The following is a 20,982-nucleotide window of genomic DNA, read 5'->3' as shown; positions in this document are numbered from 1 at the left end:
TCACCCCATCCAAGCCTTGTGATTGCATTCCTGCGATTCTTTATTCAATGAATAAGCAATGCTATTAATCAGCAATGAATAACCAGCACTGCAGATTTTGAATAAATTCACATGTCGTAATGGAGATTATCATGTCACAAAAAATGGATTTTGATGCTATCGTGATTGGTGGTGGTTTTGGCGGACTTTATGCAGTCAAAAAATTAAGAGACGAGCTCGAACTTAAGGTTCAGGCTTTTGATAAAGCCACGGATGTCGCAGGTACTTGGTACTGGAACCGTTACCCAGGTGCATTGTCGGATACAGAAACCCACCTCTACTGCTATTCTTGGGATAAAGAATTACTACAATCGCTAGAAATCAAGAAAAAATATGTGCAAGGCCCTGATGTACGCAAGTATTTACAGCAAGTGGCTGAAAAGCATGATTTAAAGAAGAGCTATCAATTCAATACCGCGGTTCAATCGGCTCATTACAACGAAGCAGATGCCTTGTGGGAAGTCACCACTGAATATGGTGATAAGTACACGGCGCGTTTCCTCATCACTGCTTTAGGCTTATTGTCTGCGCCTAACTTGCCAAACATCAAAGGCATTAATCAGTTTAAAGGTGAGCTGCATCATACCAGCCGCTGGCCAGATGACGTAAGTTTTGAAGGTAAACGTGTCGGCGTGATTGGTACGGGTTCCACCGGTGTTCAGGTTATTACGGCTGTGGCACCTCTGGCTAAACACCTCACTGTCTTCCAGCGTTCTGCACAATACAGCGTTCCAATTGGCAATGATCCACTGTCTGAAGAAGATGTTAAAAAGATCAAAGACAATTATGACAAAATTTGGGATGGTGTATGGAATTCAGCCCTTGCCTTTGGCCTGAATGAAAGCACAGTGCCAGCAATGAGCGTATCAGCTGAAGAACGCAAGGCAGTTTTTGAAAAGGCATGGCAAACAGGTGGCGGTTTCCGTTTCATGTTTGAAACTTTCGGTGATATTGCCACCAATATGGAAGCCAATATCGAAGCGCAAAATTTCATTAAGGGTAAAATTGCTGAAATCGTCAAAGATCCAGCCATTGCACAGAAGCTTATGCCACAGGATTTGTATGCAAAACGTCCGTTGTGTGACAGTGGTTACTACAACACCTTTAACCGTGACAATGTCCGTTTAGAAGATGTGAAAGCCAATCCGATTGTTGAAATTACCGAAAACGGTGTGAAACTCGAAAATGGCGATTTCGTTGAATTAGACATGCTGATATGTGCCACAGGTTTTGATGCCGTCGATGGCAACTATGTGCGCATGGACATTCAAGGTAAAAACGGCTTGGCCATGAAAGACTACTGGAAAGAAGGTCCGTCGAGCTATATGGGTGTCACCGTAAATAACTATCCAAACATGTTCATGGTGCTTGGACCGAATGGCCCGTTTACCAACCTGCCGCCATCAATTGAATCACAGGTGGAATGGATCAGTGATACCATTCAATACACGGTTGAAAACAATGTTGAATCCATTGAAGCGACAAAAGAAGCGGAAGAACAATGGACTCAAACTTGCGCCAATATTGCGGAAATGACCTTATTCCCTAAAGCGCAATCCTGGATTTTTGGTGCGAATATCCCGGGCAAGAAAAACACGGTTTACTTCTATCTCGGTGGTTTAAAAGAATATCGCAGTGCGCTAGCCAACTGCAAAAACCATGCCTATGAAGGTTTTGATATTCAATTACAACGTTCAGATATCAAGCAACCTGCCAATGCCTAAATATATGGGGGGCATCCCCCATATTCCATTTTGTTTAACATCAGTCATATGCCAGGGATGTCTTATCATGAACTATCCAAATATACCTTTATATATCAACGGTGAGTTTCTAGATCATACCAATAGAGACGTCAAAGAAGTTTTTAATCCAGTGAACCATGAATGTATTGGACTCATGGCCTGTGCATCACAAGCAGACCTGGACTACGCACTTGAAAGTTCACAACAGGCTTTTCTAAGGTGGAAAAAAACTTCTCCTATCACCCGTAGTGAAATCCTCAGAACCTTTGCGAAACTAGCGCGTGAAAAAGCAGCAGAAATCGGGCGCAATATTACCCTTGATCAAGGTAAGCCCCTGAAAGAAGCCATTGCAGAAGTCACTGTCTGTGCAGAACATGCAGAATGGCATGCAGAAGAATGCCGACGCATTTATGGCCGTGTTATTCCACCGCGTAACCCAAATGTACAGCAACTAGTAGTCAGAGAACCGCTGGGCGTATGTCTGGCATTTTCACCGTGGAATTTCCCGTTTAATCAGGCAATTCGTAAAATTTCTGCTGCAATTGCTGCCGGCTGCACCATCATTGTGAAAGGTTCTGGCGACACACCAAGCGCGGTATATGCGATTGCCCAGCTATTTCATGAGGCGGGTTTGCCGAATGGTGTGCTGAATGTGATTTGGGGTGACTCAAACTTCATTTCTGATTACATGATCAAATCGCCGATCATCCAAAAGATTTCATTCACAGGCTCAACCCCGGTGGGTAAAAAATTAGCCTCGCAAGCGAGTCTGTATATGAAGCCTTGCACCATGGAATTGGGTGGTCATGCACCGGTCATCGTCTGTGATGATGCTGATATTGATGCCGCTGTTGAACATCTGGTCGGTTATAAATTCCGTAATGCAGGACAGGTCTGTGTATCACCAACCCGTTTTTATGTGCAGGAAGGTATTTATAAGGAATTTTCTGAGAAAGTGGTGTTAAGAGCCAAACAGATCAAAGTGGGTTGTGGCTTAGACGCATCCTCAGATATGGGACCATTGGCTCAAGCTCGCCGCATGCATGCAATGCAACAAATTGTTGAAGATGCGGTTCATAAAGGCTCAAAATTACTGCTTGGCGGAAATAAAATTTCTGACAAAGGCAATTTTTTTGAACCAACGGTACTCGGTGACTTGTGCAATGACACCCAGTTTATGAATGACGAGCCATTTGGTCCGATCATTGGTTTGATACCTTTTGACACAATAGACCATGTCCTGGAAGAAGCAAATCGATTACCATTTGGATTAGCCTCTTACGCTTTTACCACATCCAGCAAAAATGCGCATCAAATCTCATACGGACTGGAGGCTGGCATGGTTTCGATTAACCACATGGGATTGGCGCTCGCTGAAACACCTTTTGGTGGTATTAAGGATAGCGGTTTTGGTAGTGAAGGGGGTATCGAAACCTTTGACGGTTACCTCAGAACCAAATTTATTACGCAACTCAATTAGAAATGGATCTTGGTGTGCGTAGGCACACCAATTCTCTTTTGACTTTAAGGATGAAAGTTAAATGAGCACAGACAAAGCAAATACGCTGATCAAACCCGAAGATGTCGTGTTATGGATTCCGGGTAATGTCACAATTGACAGCATGAATGCCGGTTGGGAAAACATTGCAATCAGAGGGTACGAATATACCAACCTCGATGTGCATATTCCTGCCATGCGTGACTACATGATCGTCAACTATAAAAAAAGTGCGGCGGAAATGCGTAGAAAAGGCGATGCCTCTTGGGATACCCAAGTGGTTAAGCCGGGTTATGTCTCCTTGTTGACCTGTGGTGAAGATTCCCGCTGGGCGTGGAATGACCATATTGCCGTCACCCATGTCTACATTTCGCATGACTCCATCACCTCAATGGCGAATAAGGTGTTTGATTATGATATCGCTTCGATCCGAATCAGAGACGAAGTCGGTGTGGAAGATCATGTTTTACCTGCTCTGACTTCACTTTTAGAACTAGAATTAAAGCAAGGTGGTTTAGGTGGAAACCTGTATTTAGAGAGCATTAAAAACCAGATCGCCCTGCATTTACTCCGTCAGTATGCCAAATTAGATTTTAAGGAAGGACAGTGCCGTTCTGGTTTTACTCCCCTACAACGCAGACTGTTATTAGAATTTATCAATGAAAACATGAGCATTAAAATTACCCTCGAAGATTTAGCGGGATTAGTCAAGATGAGCGTGCCTCATTTAATGAGAAAATTTAAAGTCGATTTTGGTAATTCCCCTGCTGCCTACATCATGAATCTCAGGGTGCAATTTGCTAAACGTTTGCTCACTTCAAAAAAAGAAATTCCACTGAAAGTGATTGCCAGTGAAGCCGGTTTTTGCGATCAGAGCCATATGACCCGAGTATTTCAAAAATTTTTTGGGAAAACACCCATCGAAATCAGACAGGAACACACCAATCTCGTGTCTGAAAATTCAGTCTCCTCTATTGTTTTTTGAGTACTAAGAGCCACGCAAGAACCTGATTTTCAATAAAGCATCCACTGAAAACCAGTGTGGACTTACATGCATTATTTATGCAAAATAACAAATGTCATGTGAGTATCAAGATATACTTTCTATCGCTATCAAGAACTTGCCAGTACAGGCAATATGGATGCACTCATCAACCAGAGTCGCAGAACTCCAAATTTAAAAAACCGAGTGGATGAGCAAACTGAATAAGCTGTTGTTGATTTTGCAATCCAATATCCAGCTTATGGTCAGCATCGGACCAGTAATGAGCTACGTCAGATTGGCATCTTCGTATCTGGCAGCGGTGTGCGCTCTATCTGGCTTAGACACAATCTTGAGAATTTCAAAAAGCGATTAAAGGCACTTGAAATTAAAGTTGCTCAAGAAGGCATTCAGTTGAATGATCAGCAGATTGCCGCATTAGAACGTAAACATGAAGATGATGTTGCTTGTGGTGAAATTGAAACACATCATCCAGGTTACCTTGGAGCACAAGATACTTTTTATGTCGGAAATCTAAAAGGTGTTGGGCATATTTATCAGCAAACTTTTATTGATACTTATAGCAAAGTGGTTCACTGCAAGCTGTACACAACCAAGACACCAATCACAGCCGCAGATTTATTGAATGACCGCGTGTTACCATTCTATGAGTCACAAGGATTGCCAATGCTTCGCATTTTGACCGACAGAGGCACCGAATATTGCGGTAAAGTTGAACATCACGATTATGAGCTTTATTTGGCTCTGAATGATATTGATCACACTAAAACTAAAGCAGCATCACCACAAACAAATGGGATCTGTGAGCGCTTCCATAAGACGATCTTGCAGGAGTTTTATCAGATTACTTTTCGAAAGAAACTCTATAGCTCATTAGAAGAGTTACAGCTTGATCTAGACGGTTGGCTGAAATTCTATAATACTGAACGAACCCATCAGGGTAAGGTGTGTAATGGCAGATGAGCAGCATTGCTGCGCAAGATTGCAACATTACTTGATGGAAAACGTATTTGGGCTGAAAAGAATTTAGTTCAAATTTAACCTGACAGTCTTAAGCAAATATCGGTAACTATCAGATCAGGTTTGAGTACACATAAGAAGATATTACTTCTTCTCAGGCAGATTCGCAGCAAAGAAAAATTTTCCCTTACAACAATAGATAAAAGAAAAGAGGGTATCACCCCTCTTTCCTCTTTATATGGGGGTATCTTCTACTCATTTTTTATTTCGAGGTATATGCACCATCGACCACATACTGACTACCGGTCACAAATGAAGCATCATCAGAAAGTAGGAAGGCAACAACCTGAGCAACTTCTTCCGGCTGTCCCAAACGACCAATCGGATGTAGTTTTACCATTTCTGCTTCTTCAAATTCTGCAATCAAAGGCGTTTTGATATAGCCAGGATGTACTGAATTAATGCGAATCCCTTTATCTGCATATTCCAATGCCGCCGCTTTCGTTAGACCCGTTACGCCATGTTTTGCAGCGACATAGCCTGAAATATTTTGAATCCCGATCAAGCCTGCAATAGAAGCGGTATTGACAATCGCTCCGCCCCCTGCGGCCAAGATTGCAGGAACTTCATAATGCATGCTGTAGAAAACCGCATTCAAGTTCACATCAATCACACGACGCCATCCTTCAATGCTCAATTCTTCGGTGGAGTTAACTTCACCCAGAATTCCCGCATTATTGAAGGCCAAATGCAGTGCACCAAAAGTGCTGACCGCAAACTCGACTGCAGCTTTCATGTCTTCAGGCTCAGCAGTATTGGCCTTATTCGCAGCCGCTTTCCCGCCTAAAGCGACAATTTCGTCCACAACTTTCTGTGCTGCTTCCAGGTTAATATCTGAAACCACTACACTTACACCCTGTTGAGCCAAAAGCAGTGCGGTGCTTTTACCAATACCTGAACCAGCGCCAGTAATTAAAGCGACTTTATTGTTGAATTTATTTGACATAATTTTTTCCATTTCAAATTTTAAGCATCAAAGCTTGTTTCATATTTTAAGATTCAAGAAACCAGATCCGGTAGATGACTCGTCTGCCAAGCGACAACCCGTCTGATATCAGGCTTGCGATTCACCCTGTAGACGGTTTTCATTCCTAAATTCTGTATTTCCAAGTTATATAAACAAAAGTGCTAATCTATGGGGAATTCCCAGGATCCAAACAAATAGAATGCCATGAAAGCATCTTTTGCCAAGCGCTGTGCTGTATGTTTCCTAGACAAACCACCAACGATAACTGCAACTTTTTGAACTCCTTACAATTTCCTTATTTTCTTTCCCCTTCATCGCATAAAAATAGTTTTTGCATTCACAACAAAATCAGCATGAATAGTTTTTAAACTCACTGTACATATTTTCTATATTGATGACCAAGCTGGATATTGAATTGCAAAATTCTATACAGCCTGTTCAACATGATCGATTTAGAAGGCATACAGTAAACGTGACTGAAGTCCAGAAATTTCCAAGCCATTTTCAACATTCACATCTTGTCGCCATTGTAATAATAGCTGCAGATTCGGCTTGATATTGGTAGAAGCAGAAACGACAAAGGTATCTTTTCTATCACTGCCACGTTCAGTGACACCATTCACCTTTTCTTTACCGCCATCGGTATGCCTCCAGGTGACAGCCAAATTGGATTTATCGGTCACTTTATAGAGTGCGGAGAAATCTGTCTGGAAAAAAACCTCTTTCTCAATGTTGGTATATTTTTGCTCGCTATAAAGTTCAAACTGCCCCACCCCCTCAAGCGCAAATTTATCAGTTAAAGCATGGTAATAACCGGCCTGAACATTATATTGATAGCGATCATTACTGATGGCAAAACCCTTCGTTTCATTACTGCCGGTAGGTACGGTCAAAAAACCACCGAAACCAAAATAGCGCCCTTTTTCAGCATCATGCAATGGCCAGGCGATACCACCCACAATTAAATCACCGACACCCGAGATATCATCAGCGCCATTCATCTTTTGCTTGGCAAAAGGCAAGAGGAATTGAGGATCTACAATCCAATCCCCTACTTCAATAAAACGAACGTAACGCAATATTCCCAAATCAATGCTTAAATCGAGATCATCAGCGACTTTATCACCATTTGCATACGCCTTATCCGCTTCCGTATGCTGGTAATAGGCAACCGCTAAGTTGGTTCCCCCTGGAAGTGCTTGATAATCCCCGGCATCAGAACTCACCCCTGCGGCTTGCAGGTCCAAAGCGGCAGTTAAAGCAAAGACCAAAGCAGCTATTTTTTGATTTGAACGATGATAGAAATAGTTTTTCATTTGTTTCATTTTTAACTCTCCGTTGTTTTGACTCATTTTTTTAAAATGAGTCTTCCTAGCACAAAGACCACTCAGGTCTTTGCGCAATTTCTTGATTTTGATTTGGGTATTAAATATGGAAAAACGTTGGGTGATCAGTTTTCGTGCATAAGCACAATACGCCCGATGACGTTGCCATCTTTCAAGTCTCCAAATGCGGAATTGATCTGCGAAATTGGCAGTTTTTTCACGGGAATGGCTGACATGTGGGTTTCTTTCACCAGCTCCACCAGCTCTCTTAATTCCTCTACCGTCCCTACATAACTGCCCTGGATTGTGAGTGGTCTCATTGGAATCACCGGAATGGAAAGCTTAATTTCTCCCCCCATCAATCCGCAGATCACAATATGCCCACCACGTGCAGCACTCGCCAAGGCAAGGCTCAATGTTGGATTACTGCCAACCAGATCAAGGATCAGACGTGCACCACCGTCAGTTGCCTGAATCAGCTGTTGAGCAGCATCCTCACTTCGGCTATTGATGACCGATAATGCACCGGCAGCACGTGCTGCTTCCAGTTTGCTGTCATCAATATCAACTACGATTGCGCCTTTGGCTTGCATAGCTTTGAGCAACTCGAGTGCCATCAGCCCTAAACCACCGGCACCAATGATCACCACCGGCTCGCTTTGAATCAAATCACCGAATTTTTTCAGTGCACTGTATGTTGTCACGCCTGCACATGCCAAAGGTGCAGCTTCAGCCAGATCCAGACCTGCAATATCCACCAGATATCGTGGATGCGGCACGATGATATATTCGGCAAAACCACCCGGCTTGGCGATGCCTAACTGTTGCGGTTTGGCACACAGGTTTTCTTCGCCACGTTTACAGTAGTTGCATTCACCGCAACCAATCCATGGATGAACCAAGCTGACCATGCCGACCTTGACTGATTCCGCATCTGGACCGACAGCAACCACCTGACCTGTAATTTCATGACTTAAGGTTAAGGGTGGCTTCAGCCCACGATCTGCAAGGGATAAACGCTTGCCCCCACCTAGATCATAATAACCTTCCCATAAGTGTAAATCCGTATGGCATAGACCTGCGGCTTTTACATGGAGTAAAACTTCAGTACCTTTCGGTTGCGGAATTTCTTTCTCAACGTCTTCGAGTGGTTGTCCATGATGCGTCACGCAGTAACAGTGCATGAATCTCTCCTTTGAAACAATAAAATAGACGGCCTTGTAGTGAACAAAGTCTTTTATTCACTAAGTTTTATACGCCGTGTGGGCACTGATTTATGCTTTAAACCACTGCGCAATTTTCGCTAATTCTTGATCAGCTTCACTTGCACGCCCAGCTAGGAAAGGAAAAACGTGCTGCATGTTGTCCACCACAGATAAAGTCACATCAACACCCTCTTTTTTTGCAATATCAGCAAGACGTGTTGCATTGTCTACAAGTGATTCAACTGATCCGGCATTGATATACAAACGTGGGAAAACCTGATAATTGGCTTTTAACGGATTCGCCAATGGATTTGCCGGATCACCATGTTCACCCAAGAACATTTGTGACATGCCTTTAAGCAGATCCACTGTAATCAAGGCATCAGTGGCATCGTTGCTGATCAGGGTTTCACCTTTGTGCTCCATATCCAGCCAAGGAGAGAATGCAATCACTGCTCCTGGCAACTCAATCCCTTCATTTCGTAGATTGAGTACGGTTGATATCGCCAGATTCCCCCCCGCAGAATCCCCTGCGGTCAGCATATTTTTTGCAGTAAAGCCACGCTGGAGTAGTTCTTTATATACTGCTGTCACGTCCTGAATTTGTGCCGGGAAGACATGTTCTGGTGAACGTCGGTAATCAACCACAAATGCGGATACCCCTAAATACTTGGCCAAATGCCCCACCAGCTTACGGTGACTGGCCGAAGAACCGACCGCAAATCCACCGCCATGGGTATAAATGATGACTTTGGATAAGTCAGCATCTTTCGGATAAATCCAAAGACCTTCTACACCTGCCACAACATCGAATTTATAAGACACTTCTTCCGGTTCCAATGTAGGTTGATGCCATTCATCAAACATACTGCGAAAGTCTTCAATGGTCATATTCGGATTTTCCTGCATCCGTCTTGACCAGTTCGCATATAAATCGAAAAGAAATTGAGTATTGCTTTGTGTGCTATTCATTTTAAAATCCTTGATTTGATATTTAAGGAATAAATCCTAGTTTTATTCCATGAAGATATAAAAACTTGAGTGCCATCACTCATGGCTAGACACTCAGAAGATCCAAATCTAAAGAGTGGCTTTGCATCACTGGTTTGATACAATTTTTTGCATGACTAAGTAATCTACGGATAATCTAACCGTTTCAAATTAGTATTTTAAAATGTAAAAAATACATACCAGCGAATGTTTTCTGCAAAATCGCATCCTGTTCAATATAGCTTTTGATCCTACTTATTCTCTTTTCTATTCCAGTCCGTTATAAAAAAGCTTTCATTCATTTTCATGCAATCATGAGCTATGAATGTTCTTAAACATTAAACGATTGTGTGTATGGCTGACTTGTACATTCTTGTACTTATTTTTGTATAAAATGATCAGGCTCATCAATTTATGGGAAAAATTACAATTCGGGTACAATATCTTTCCTGTTTCATGAATCTATTCAACTCATTAAACTTACGACCCTCAACTGCCCAAAATCATAGGATCTGCCGATCCACTTGCAGAATTAGCAATGCTAAAACATGAACTCCAAAGAGTTACTAAAAAAAGAGCATATTAAAAAAAAGCCGTGGCATATTTCGCAAGCCAGTTCAAGTCAGGTATGTCTTTATTCAGTACCTCAGTTAAACTTTAGATTTTCATAACGATGGTTATTCTGCATGGCTAAATACGCTAATCAGCAAAAAACTCTCCAAAAGATAGGCACAGAAACACATATCAACCATAAAAACCATCTCAGACAGTATATTTACAAGCCTCTAATTCACCGCACTCACACTTCTCTGCAAGCCTTTTTAAATACCCTGTACAAAGTTCTCAGCCTGATGAAGCTTCACCTTGGACTTAGCTTTCAGTTCAGCCTGTACTTGGTCAGTTTCTGAATTTTCATTTGCATAAAACTCCTCCACCACATCCATACCCTCCTCAATGTCAGTTTCAAAATGTGCATTGTCATAGCCTTGCCGTGCCATTTGAATGGCTTATTGAAGATTAATGGCATCACGTAAAGTTAAATCCACGTAATACACAGGTGTTCGATAGCTTTGCGTCGTAGACTTTCTCGAAGAGTCAATTGCAGCGGTAGGCATGACAGCAAGCCATTCAATGCCGCATGGTAATAACTCAGCCGTGCGGCCAACGTTCGTATGCTGTTAAAACCCGTTATTCTAAAGATAAAGGTACCGAGTTCATCGGACTCATCTAATTAAATTCATTTTTCACAAATCTAATATTCCCTGAATTATCTTGTAAGATGCTGATAAAAAATGTATTAATTATTAAGTCCGTACATAAAAAGGGCTAAGTCTGTACAGACGTTAAGGGCGTAACTAAGGAGTACTCATGCCAAGTTCTCAGCTACAAGAACAAATACTGATAGTGAATGCACTAGAAAAATTTATATTTGAAAAAATCCGCTCGACTCCATTTTTGGGTTCCCATAAATCTATCCTCATGGCATCTAATGAAGAAGATTTGAGGAAGGCAATATATACCTTACACGATGAAGGTTTGTTCCGAGAATCGGAAGAAGATAAAATTAAAAGGCTTTGTAAAGATCTAGTGAAAGCTTATTTTCCAGATAAAAATGGCAATTATGAAGTTGAAAAGCTTGATTGTGAATATTTACCAAAACATTATGATGAAATCATTCAAGCTATAAGAAGCTTTCATTGCACTGTTGAAGCTAGAAATCATGACGAAATAGAACGCCTTTATCGCACATTACTTAGGGATTATTCAACACATCGTGATTGTTATAATTTAAAAGATATACCTGAAAGTCTTCAGCAGACGATTCATCAAATACAGAACAGCTTCCTTTCGCAGGAAGCAGACAAGATCAAAGAAAAGGCTTATATTGACTTTGTAAAAGGATTTATCAATAAATACCAAGATAGCCATGAACATCTTTGGGATGAATTAAAATTTTCAAAACAAGACAAAAAAACTCTACGAGAGTTAGCTCTGCTTTTAAATAAACTTAAAGGTCCGTTCAAAAATAAATTTGAAGAACGCCAACTTAAATCACAGATCCGCCCAAAAGTAAAAACCCAACAAATCCTGCTTGAGCGTCTAACTGAGTATTTAAACATCAGAGCAGAACTCTATGTTCGAACAACGATCAAAAAAATGTATTCGCGTAAAGAAAAAATGTACAAAAAACAGAATGTCAATATTGATATTCTATTACGTACTCAACTCAATAAATACCAAACACAAATCTTAAACAGAAGCCAAAGAGTTAAGGTCATTGCAAAGATTGGAACAAAATTTACACCAGCATTAAAATCAAAATTAGAAACCAAAATGAAAGCTAAAAAGAAAGAACATAAAAAATGTCTAAGGGAAGAAAAGAAAAAAACTATTCAACAGCTTAAATTTAAAAAACAGCTGCACAAACATATTGTGAAAAATCTAACAAATCCATTAAGTAAGACTGAAACCACTTATGACTTAAGCTTATTTACGCCCACTACATCTATTCATGATACTGCTCCACTCAATGAGCTAAAAACAAAAATCGGTAGGAATAAATCCGCTAAAAAACAGAGAGGTTTTAAATCTCAAATATATCCAGTATCCCCAGTTAAAAGAAATTTTATTGGCGATACAAATAGAATTCTAAAAGAAAATAAAGAACTATATGAGTCTTTACGTGATTTATTAAACTACACCATTCACACTAAATAGAAAATTGATGACATTTTCCACGCACTTCCTTTTTAAACTGCATTTTCATCTGGGTATCTTGTGCTTGTTAGTTTAACGCTTTCCAAATCAAACCAACACGACACAAGGAGATGAAATTGAATACCAGCTACGATGCAGTTCAAATGCTCAAGCTTCCTCAGCTGATCAAACTCATAGGTTTATCTCGGTCATCCGTTTATGACCGACTAAACCCACGCTCGAAACGTTACGACCCAGACTTCCCTAAACCTGTGAAGTTAAACCGGGCATCACGCTGGTTACTCAGCGAGGTTGAAGAGTGGATTGAAAGTAAAATTTCAACACGTAATCAAGGGAATACTGAGAGCTAACGCTGTACTTGTAAATTCAAAACATAATGCAGCTGTGCAATGCATTCTGAAATTATAAGTATGGCTAGGCTATCATTTTAATTTTCAATGAATTACGGTCTTATATATTTACTATTACTCTATATCTATAAATCAAAGAATATTCTATCTATTTATAGATGATCAGTAGTTTTAAAGTATTCAGATACATCAATACTCATATGACCATATAGGTTGTTGGTGTATAGACGTACTGGTGTAGTAAATATGACTAAAACTCATCCTAAGTTAACTTAACCAACTTACATCCCATCATGGATACTGCGCTAAACAGTATCCATTGGATGCCTATACCCAGAATACTGATCACAGTTGCGCTTTTAACTTTAAATCGAGTTTAATTTATATGCGCATTATAAATGTAAATGCTGGTCGACATATGGGAACACATGACCAATGGCTCCAGCAATTTGAAACCGAACTGCAAATTACTCCAGTCAACGATGGTTATAAAACCACCTTTTTAGTAAATTCACAGGATAACATCCTAGCTCCTGCTATAGGGAAAGCTAAACTGGTCAAACAGTTCAAAAACGTAACTTCCCTGAAGTCACAACTGAAACGAAAAGACTATCGAATGGTCGCTATGGCTTTGCCGTCAAACACCCTGCTCAAATGAGTAATTTACCTTCTGATATTGAAGAACTTCTCAACTATTCTACGCATTCAGACATTATCAGCGGTCTTGATATTCAAGCATTTGATTATGCACTAAGCCAGATGTCAGAGGATGAGTTAGAGCTTCTACGTAATGGCACACCTTTACCTTCCAGTCTAAAGGAGAATTTGCTCCCGTACATTAATGCAATGAATAAGTTTACTGGATTAATTCGTGCTTTTTTCCGTCGCCCGAACATCAGACGCAAAGTTTATGATGAGCGGAAGAATCTGAAAAAAAATAAGTTTCGAATGATCGAAATGTTCAACTCTTTAATTGAACGGTATTCGCGTGTAGTTGTTGTTCGACTTGATTTATATCTCAAACTTAAACCTGAAACATTACTGCAAACCTGTTTCAAAGCTGAAGATTGTTTATCTAAAAATGATTTTGATGCATTTAAAAAGTGTGTTGAACAACTACTAGAAAACAAGCGGCATAATCCTGTGTTGAAACAAGCCATCGGTTATATTTTTCGTTTTGAATACACCCCAAGAAGTGGATTCCACTTGCATACCTTCTGGTTTTTCAATGGGAATAAAAATCAGGAAGACATTAGCCTCGCACAAGGTATTGAGAAACTATGGAAAAAAGTGACCAATGATCAAGGTTATGCCTACATCTGTAATATGCGGAAGCATACTTATGAAAACTGTTTTTTAGGCACGATTGAATATAACCAATCGCAGAAAAGAAAGTGGCTTGAAGATGGCTTTGATTATCTCTGTAAAACCAGCCAGTTATTCATTTTCAGCAACATGAAAAATGGACGACGTTTCCAGATTAGTCAACCTTTAAAAACACAGACTCGTGGTCGTCCGAGAAAAAACCACCTAGAACTCAATGCCTTTGCGGGAGATGAAGCATGATTAGATTACAGCCTGACGAATCCTATGCCTCTCTACTCAGTACTCACCATATCACTCAAGCGTATATCCAGCCTTTTATTGGCTATATACCCAATAATCGCCCTCCTGTTGGCTTGGATGATTATCTGAAGTTGTATTCTATGATTACTGAAAATAAGACTTTTAAGATTATCTCTAAACAACCAACTTACGACTATCTGGTGCCTCATGTTTATCTAACGCCCAAGGGTGTTAATTTACTCAAGATTATTCAGGATATTCCGACTAATCCTTTCCTGACAGGTAAATTTTCAGATGTGATCATCAGACCTGAAATAAAGCTGATGGTTGATTTACTGTACAAGCACAGACTCATTGGCTTTCCACTTGGATTGTATCAACAGTTTGAAGCAGTTGTTGATGGGTTCTGTCAGGATCTAAAAGTGAGATCTAAAACACGAGATTTTATGAGCTTGAAAAATCACTGGGATTCTTCATTTGGCAATTCTAGAAAGGCTTATAATCGTTTTGAAGAAGCTGTCTTATGTAACAATCCAATGTTTCAAGTTCATTCATTGCTTGTTTCTGCTGAGTTTATGAATGTTGATGATTTTTCAATGGATCAGAAAACATTTAGTTCTGTAACTGTTGAGGATATGCTGCGTGCCACGTCAGGTAAAATTATCGAAGCAGTCTGGGCTAACAATGCTGAAAATCACACTCTAGGTATTTTGTCGAAGCAGGAAACGACTATTCGAGGTTTTAGGAGTATTCGGCTCATATTTTTTGTAGCACGTGAAGATACCGACTTTACTCCTTTTGCGGAATCTCAGCTCTATACAGATGTTGAACCTTTTGTATTCCGAGAAGGTAAAACCAGTGTTGCGTGGAGTGATATTGCCTGCATGAACTCAGGGGTAGAACCTTTAGTTTATGGTATAGAATCCAATTTTTACGATACAAATCAGAACTACATTGGGATGCGACTTACCACTTTAAAATACAGTTTGATTGGTCCTGAATATTGGGTTCGGTTCAAGTACACCAACACAACGTTTAAAGTCGAAAAAAGTTCATATTAATCAATTATTTTATGATTAATAACATTCGTGTAACCCTGAAAGTTTCGGCTTTCAGGGTTTTAAGTTATGCGTCATTTCAAATGAATTGCAATAGAATAGTGTACTTCAGTAGGTCTGTAGACCACCTATGTCCATCATAAGAAATTTTTAACTTTGTAAGCCTGAATCGCCATAAAAATTCCAGACATACATTACCATCTATTATTTTAAGCCAATTCACTAAAAACCTGCTCTTTTCAAATATCTTTTAAATAAAGCTGGCATTTTGTTTTTATCAAATCTTGCTAGAGTTTCTTCAATTGACATATCTTCCTGAAATTTAAGCAATGGCTTGATTTTTATAGCAATAGATCTATTTATACCTAGGTTCATTAACTCTAAAATAACAGGGTCATAGCTCCCAAGTTCTAACATTGTTGGTAGATTTAAAATATATGATTTTTTTTCCTCATCCTCTTCTGACAAAAAACTTGATATTACATCCGACCATAACATTAAATATTTAACTGCTATAAATGTAATATTTCTACTGATATGATTGGTTACATATCGTGCAGTCTTATCAATTTTACTTTCGTCAAATGATTCCAAACCAATTTTATTTTCAATAAAATATTTATGTCTTTTACCTAACATCCATTGGTGACTATCTTTTACAATCAAACCAACATTTATATAATCTTCATAACTCTTAAAATTTATTTCACTTTCAAAATCAAATATTTCATTTAATCTTTCCATTACTGACCAAAATTGATAGTAATAACTTTTTTCTTTGAAACTTACTAATTTACTATTTTCACCACCTTTATCAAAAGGTTTTCTATTGATCAACCAATTATCAACTCCATCATTAAGCACTCTTTTATAAAATTCATCTTGAAGAATAGGATCAATAAATGGATTTTTTGAAATTAACTCATTGGGTATAGAAAGATTTTTTGATACTGTTTCAAGCTCAATATTTAATTTTTCTTTTAAATCAATTGAAAGATCAGATGATGAAATATACTTTTCCAATTGTTTTTTATCAACATTATATAAAGATCTTAGATATGAAGCCAATTGATACAAAATATCATTATCATAGTTTTCTTTAATATCGCTTTTGGATAAACTAACAACATCAGATATAATTTCCTTATTATTATTTATAGATTTAACTGTTACAGATGAAACTGTTTTATCCACTTCTGTTAAGAATCTATCTTCCCCCCATTCATTTTCAACAATATCAATACAGTAAACTTCTCCATATAGTTTTGTATTAGCTCTGCCGGCCCTTCCTATTAAGTTAAAAAACTCAAAATTACTCATTTCTTGAGTGTTGACTTTTGGATTAATAATAATTAATCGATCCGCAGGTAAATTTACCCCTTGAACGAGAGTAGATGTACATACAATATTTTTAATACATGCTTGAGAATACAACTCTTCTATTTCCAATCTAGCAATGTCAGGTAAACCACTATGATGAAAAGCCACACCTAGTCTTAATGCTCTTATTAAAGAATATTTAGGATGGACTTCATCTTCCAAGAACTCAATCAAGTCCTTAATTTTTTGATCTGCTCCATTTACTATGTCAGGATTTAATGAGCCTATAACTGGCGCAATTTTTTGAGCCCAAGATTCAGCTTCTTTTTTTGTAGGTGCATAAATAATATTTTGATCATCTGGATCAAATAGTTCCATTATTGCTGCCAATGCATCTCCCTTATTTGATTTAGCTTTACTATATAAAGAGTTTCTAAACTTAAGATCACCATTTAAAATATTTCCAGTGATACTCACTATCTTATATAAAGCAGTTTTAGCTTTTGGACTAAATGTTATTGAGACCTTAAGCTGAAATACAGGTGATGAAAATGTTTTATGATCAATTAAATCTATATTTGAAATATTAGATATAGACTTAGCAAGCCCATCAATAAAAGGACCCGCTACTACAAATTGTGCTTTTTCCCATTTATCAGTCATTCTATAAAGTACGTTTTCGAAAACAGCTCCTCTTGAACTATCTTCTAAATTATGAATCTCATCCATAAATACCAAAGACGGGGATAAGAATTCATTGTCTTGTAACAGCTTTAAAGTTCTTTCTGGAGTTAATACATATATTGTTGGTTTTAATTCATCGCTTTCTTTATATGTTGTAAATACATGAGCTTTATCCTTAACCATTAAATTGAGATCATTACTCACTTGATTAATTAATGCCTTAGTTGGCACGATATAAATTACATCTCTTAAATTTGTATTTATTAATTCATAGATATACTTTTTAATTATGTATGACTTTCCTGATGATGTAGGCGCGGAAATCGCTATATTGTTACCACTCTTCAAAGAACTCCATAATGTTGATTGAAATTTTGTAAAATAAATTTCTGAATCATCAGAAAATTTTTGCTCAAGTTCAGCCCTATTACCAGCTAATTCCATATTTAAAAGAGAACCAAAATCACGCTGATACTTTTTATTATTAAAAATTTTTGGTAAATGTGTACTCGAAATAATATTTCCAGTTCTTGACTGCATTACATAACAAGCTTTTGTATATACTTCATTCTCTGTATCAGACAAATACAATAAAGCGCCATAAGCACTTGCTAAATTTTTTTCCTTATCCCCTTCACCTAATGCAGCAATTGAAGCAAGCCACGTAGCTTTTTTTATTTTATTTATTGGTATATCAATTAAGCTATTTTGGTTACGTGAAGATAAAAATAGATTTCTTAATAAATCATCAAATACTTCGATAAATATTGGATGTGATATTGCGGCCTCGTAAGTATTTTGACTCACCAAAATTACCCCTTTGATTTATATTCAATCCCATGTATGGCTTTATATAATGATTTTTTGAAAGTTGAAACATTATTAAGTGGTATCAAAAAAATATCTAAATAAACCTTTTCAAGCTCACCATATGTTTCTAACTTTTTATTTAGTAATTCACTAGCTTCTTCAATTCGTTTCACTGCCCACGCTGAAAAAAGCTCTTGAGCTTCTTGTCTATTTTTTGCTTTTTTTTCAATGTTTGATATTTCTTTACTCTCAAATACTAATAATACTGGATGTGCTTTATTACACGATTTATATTGAGCTGTACCTGGTGTAAAAGCTTCAAGTAACGCATCTAATTGTTCAATTGAAAAGTTTTGGGAGATATTAGATCTTGCAATAAATAGTTCATGATCTAATGTACTGCTCGTATAATTTTGATGAAACCTATCTAAAGAATCCAATGAACTATCAAGAGCTCCTGAAAACTGCTGATGTATTTTAGATTCTCCTATTAAGATGGCCATTTCATCTTTATATATACCAAAAAAAATTCCATCGCCCCCCTTCACTTGATCATTAGGGTTAGTCAAAATGGATAGCTTGTGTGAAACTAAAGGTGTTTTTAATATTGCTTCAGCTAAGATATATAAAAATAATTCACCATATTTACCATCTATATCTGGATTTGTTTCACCAAAAAAAGAGACAGCTTTTCTAAAAGCGTTTATCCCATTTTTCCGAAATCTTTCTCTTTGTTTAGAGTCAAAAACATATTTTTCAATAGAATCAGCTATAGAATCAATTAAAGCAGTTAAATCCTGCTGAGTCCCTGAAAAGTCAACTGAATGCAGTCGCATTATGTATTTATCCTTTTCAATGAATGGATATTCAATCAGGTGCTGATCTACCCACACATGTTCATCGCTTCTCAACTTTTCCCATTCAATTTCTTTGAGCTCAGTCATGTAATCTCCAATATTTCAATTGTTTGGTTTTCATCAAGTTTGTTATTTTGTTCTAAAGACTTACAAAAGTTACCACAAATTTTTAACAAATGCCTTTTTAAATTGTTTGATGCTTTTTATTGCGATATGTTATCAGGCTATTAAGGGGAAGTGTGATGTCTATATTAATTACGGGTTTACCATATCGTAAGTCGATTCCATTAAGTGCAATAAATACAGTATTTCTTGAACCGAATAATTGGGATGACTATGGTTATAAAACATTATTTCAAACAGTTTTTTTTGACCATGTTGGTGTCAAGCATTATTTAGGTAGTATAAAAATTGGTTTCTGTGGTCAAAACTCAGGTTGGACTAGTGATGCATTGGAAAATTCTTTTGAAAAACTACCAGAAAACTTTTTTTCTTTAGGACAAGATGCTGACTTTTACAGAAATTTAGTAGATAAATTTCCACTAGAAATCGTTTCAAATCTTTTATCATCACTAAATGATGTAGTTTTTGATACTAATCTGTTAAACCTTGCCAATAATGAAAATGTATTTAAGACCTCCCTCCTCAGATCTGTAAACTCAACAGTTATCAAGAATCAATTTCAAAGAATATTAAAAAATGAAGCCCCTCTTACTGACTTCAATTTTACATATGAGAAATCATCTAATGATCGTTACTCAGGTATTAAACTGAATTTCAGTGTAGAACCCCATTCAAAGCCCCCTTCAAACATACATGTTCTAATAGGTAGAAATGGAGTTGGAAAAACTACTTTATTAAATAATATGGTTGATGCTCTTTTACCTAATAGAGGTTCTGAAGAACAAACAGGTTTTTTTTCAACTACCTTATCAGGTTGGGGAGCTCCTGTTAAATTTAAAGAAGATTACTTCGCAGGTGTCGTCTCTATTTCTTTTAGTGCATTTGATCCTTTCCTCCCCCCAAAAGATCAAAAAGATGTAAACGCAGGAATGAAATACACCTATGTTGGTTTAAAAAAAAGAACTCAAAATACTGATGATGAATCTTGGGTTGTCAAGAGCAAGGATGATTTGGCTAAAGATTTTGCTTCAAGTCTTAAGCTTTGCTTATCACTTACAGCAAAATCAAATCGTTGGGAGAAAGCAGTCAAGAAACTAGAATCTGATTTCAATTTTGCAGAGATGAATCTTTGTAGTCTTTTAGAAATTTATAAAGATGATATAAGCATTGACAAAAATGAATTCTATACTGCCTCTGTAAAATTATTTAATCGAATGAGTTCAGGTCACGCAATTGTTCTACTAACTATTACGAGACTTGTAGAGACAGTTGAAGAAAAAACCCTTGTTTTACTCGATGAACCTGAAAGCCATCTACACCCTCCATTATTATCAGCATTTACTCGTGCATTATCAGACCTACTTACTAACCGAAATGGAGTTGCAATAATCGCAACTCATTCACCTGTTTTACTACAAGAAGTCCCTAAAGCATGTGTTTCAATTATCAGAAGAATTAGGCTAACTAGCACAGTAGATAGACCAGAGAGTGAAACTTTTGCTGAAAATGTAGGTGTACTAACTAGAGAAGTTTTTGGATTAGAAGTTACCAAGTCGGGCTATCACGAGTTACTAGAACGATCTGTATCTGATGGTAAAACTTACGAAGAGATAGAAGCTGAATATGATAATCAGTTAGGATTTGAAGGAAAGGCTATTCTTAGAGCAATGATAAACTTGAAAAATTCTGACTTAGGATGATTAA

Annotated in this window: 15 protein-coding genes and 2 pseudogenes; 10 read left to right on the top strand and 7 right to left on the bottom strand. The window is 37.8% G+C overall.

What is annotated here, in order from left to right:
- The first annotated feature begins 131 nt into the window (after positions 1-131).
- The 4 genes and pseudogenes from ACTJJG_RS09165 to ACTJJG_RS09150 form a co-directional block, all read left to right on the top strand.
- A complete protein-coding gene (locus ACTJJG_RS09165) occupies positions 132-1,763 on the top strand; it encodes a flavin-containing monooxygenase (RefSeq protein ID WP_223848685.1) in 1,632 nt (543 codons plus the stop codon).
- 67 nt (positions 1,764-1,830) lie between these two features.
- Positions 1,831-3,264, top strand: a complete 1,434-nt coding sequence (locus ACTJJG_RS09160) for an NAD-dependent succinate-semialdehyde dehydrogenase (protein WP_032051445.1) — start codon at positions 1,831-1,833, stop codon at positions 3,262-3,264.
- A gap of 61 nt (positions 3,265-3,325) precedes the next feature.
- Positions 3,326-4,267: a helix-turn-helix domain-containing protein gene (locus ACTJJG_RS09155; RefSeq protein ID WP_050676141.1), complete on the top strand. Its 942-nt coding sequence runs from the start codon at positions 3,326-3,328 to the stop codon at positions 4,265-4,267.
- 102 nt (positions 4,268-4,369) lie between these two features.
- Positions 4,370-5,326, top strand: a pseudogene (locus ACTJJG_RS09150) (IS481 family transposase); the annotation flags it as partial.
- Between the two features lie 181 nt (positions 5,327-5,507).
- Here the strand turns inward: ACTJJG_RS09150 and ACTJJG_RS09145 are convergent.
- The 5 genes and pseudogenes from ACTJJG_RS09145 to ACTJJG_RS09125 all read right to left on the bottom strand — a co-directional run.
- Positions 5,508-6,251, bottom strand: coding sequence for an SDR family NAD(P)-dependent oxidoreductase (locus ACTJJG_RS09145; protein WP_032051442.1), 744 nt, complete (start codon positions 6,249-6,251; stop codon positions 5,508-5,510).
- 473 nt (positions 6,252-6,724) lie between these two features.
- On the bottom strand, positions 6,725-7,597 hold the full coding sequence (locus ACTJJG_RS09140; protein ID WP_050676140.1) for a transporter: 873 nt from the start codon (positions 7,595-7,597) through the stop codon (positions 6,725-6,727).
- 125 nt (positions 7,598-7,722) lie between these two features.
- Positions 7,723-8,781 (bottom strand): alcohol dehydrogenase, encoded by a 1,059-nt coding sequence (locus ACTJJG_RS09135; RefSeq protein ID WP_032051439.1) that lies wholly within the window; start codon positions 8,779-8,781, stop codon positions 7,723-7,725.
- Positions 8,782-8,871: 90 nt separating this feature from the next.
- The gene (locus ACTJJG_RS09130; RefSeq protein ID WP_032051437.1) at positions 8,872-9,774 is read right to left on the bottom strand and encodes an alpha/beta hydrolase; all 903 of its coding nucleotides are present in this window, start codon (positions 9,772-9,774) and stop codon (positions 8,872-8,874) included.
- An 839-nt stretch (positions 9,775-10,613) separates the two neighbouring features.
- A pseudogene (locus ACTJJG_RS09125) lies at positions 10,614-11,023 on the bottom strand (recombination directionality factor); the annotation flags it as partial.
- Positions 11,024-11,160: 137 nt separating this feature from the next.
- Here ACTJJG_RS09125 and ACTJJG_RS09120 point away from each other — a divergent pair.
- The 5 genes from ACTJJG_RS09120 (at position 11,161) to ACTJJG_RS09100 (ending at position 15,487) form a co-directional block, all read left to right on the top strand.
- Positions 11,161-12,510: a hypothetical protein gene (locus ACTJJG_RS09120; protein ID WP_087013211.1), complete on the top strand. Its 1,350-nt coding sequence runs from the start codon at positions 11,161-11,163 to the stop codon at positions 12,508-12,510.
- Positions 12,511-12,653: 143 nt separating this feature from the next.
- Positions 12,654-12,860 carry a helix-turn-helix transcriptional regulator gene (locus tag ACTJJG_RS09115; RefSeq protein ID WP_409360523.1) on the top strand — a complete coding sequence of 69 codons (207 nt, stop codon included), beginning with the start codon at positions 12,654-12,656 and terminating at the stop codon, positions 12,858-12,860.
- A gap of 385 nt (positions 12,861-13,245) precedes the next feature.
- Positions 13,246-13,518, top strand: a complete 273-nt coding sequence (locus tag ACTJJG_RS09110; RefSeq protein WP_440608933.1) for a hypothetical protein — start codon at positions 13,246-13,248, stop codon at positions 13,516-13,518.
- Positions 13,515-14,426, top strand: coding sequence for a YagK/YfjJ domain-containing protein (locus ACTJJG_RS09105; RefSeq protein ID WP_440608932.1), 912 nt, complete (start codon positions 13,515-13,517; stop codon positions 14,424-14,426). Before ACTJJG_RS09110 ends, ACTJJG_RS09105 begins: the two co-directional genes overlap by 4 nt.
- Positions 14,423-15,487: a hypothetical protein gene (locus ACTJJG_RS09100; protein ID WP_440608931.1), complete on the top strand. Its 1,065-nt coding sequence runs from the start codon at positions 14,423-14,425 to the stop codon at positions 15,485-15,487. Before ACTJJG_RS09105 ends, ACTJJG_RS09100 begins: the two co-directional genes overlap by 4 nt.
- Positions 15,488-15,706: 219 nt before the next feature.
- On the opposite strand, the gene ACTJJG_RS09095 is transcribed toward ACTJJG_RS09100, so the two are convergent.
- Both ACTJJG_RS09095 and ACTJJG_RS09090 read right to left on the bottom strand, forming a co-directional pair.
- Positions 15,707-18,295, bottom strand: coding sequence for a DEAD/DEAH box helicase (locus ACTJJG_RS09095; protein ID WP_440608930.1), 2,589 nt, complete (start codon positions 18,293-18,295; stop codon positions 15,707-15,709).
- Positions 18,296-18,300: 5 nt separating this feature from the next.
- Positions 18,301-19,242, bottom strand: coding sequence for a Hachiman antiphage defense system protein HamA (locus ACTJJG_RS09090; protein ID WP_440608929.1), 942 nt, complete (start codon positions 19,240-19,242; stop codon positions 18,301-18,303).
- Positions 19,243-19,397: 155 nt separating this feature from the next.
- Between ACTJJG_RS09090 and ACTJJG_RS09085 the strand changes: the two genes are divergently transcribed.
- A complete protein-coding gene (locus ACTJJG_RS09085) occupies positions 19,398-20,978 on the top strand; it encodes an AAA family ATPase (RefSeq protein WP_440608928.1) in 1,581 nt (526 codons plus the stop codon).
- Positions 20,979-20,982: the final 4 nt, after the last annotated feature.

This window comes from Acinetobacter sp. 22512 (assembly GCF_052044755.1).
GTDB lineage: Bacteria > Pseudomonadota > Gammaproteobacteria > Pseudomonadales > Moraxellaceae > Acinetobacter > Acinetobacter pittii.
This window is presented reverse-complemented; position numbering and strand designations above follow the sequence as displayed.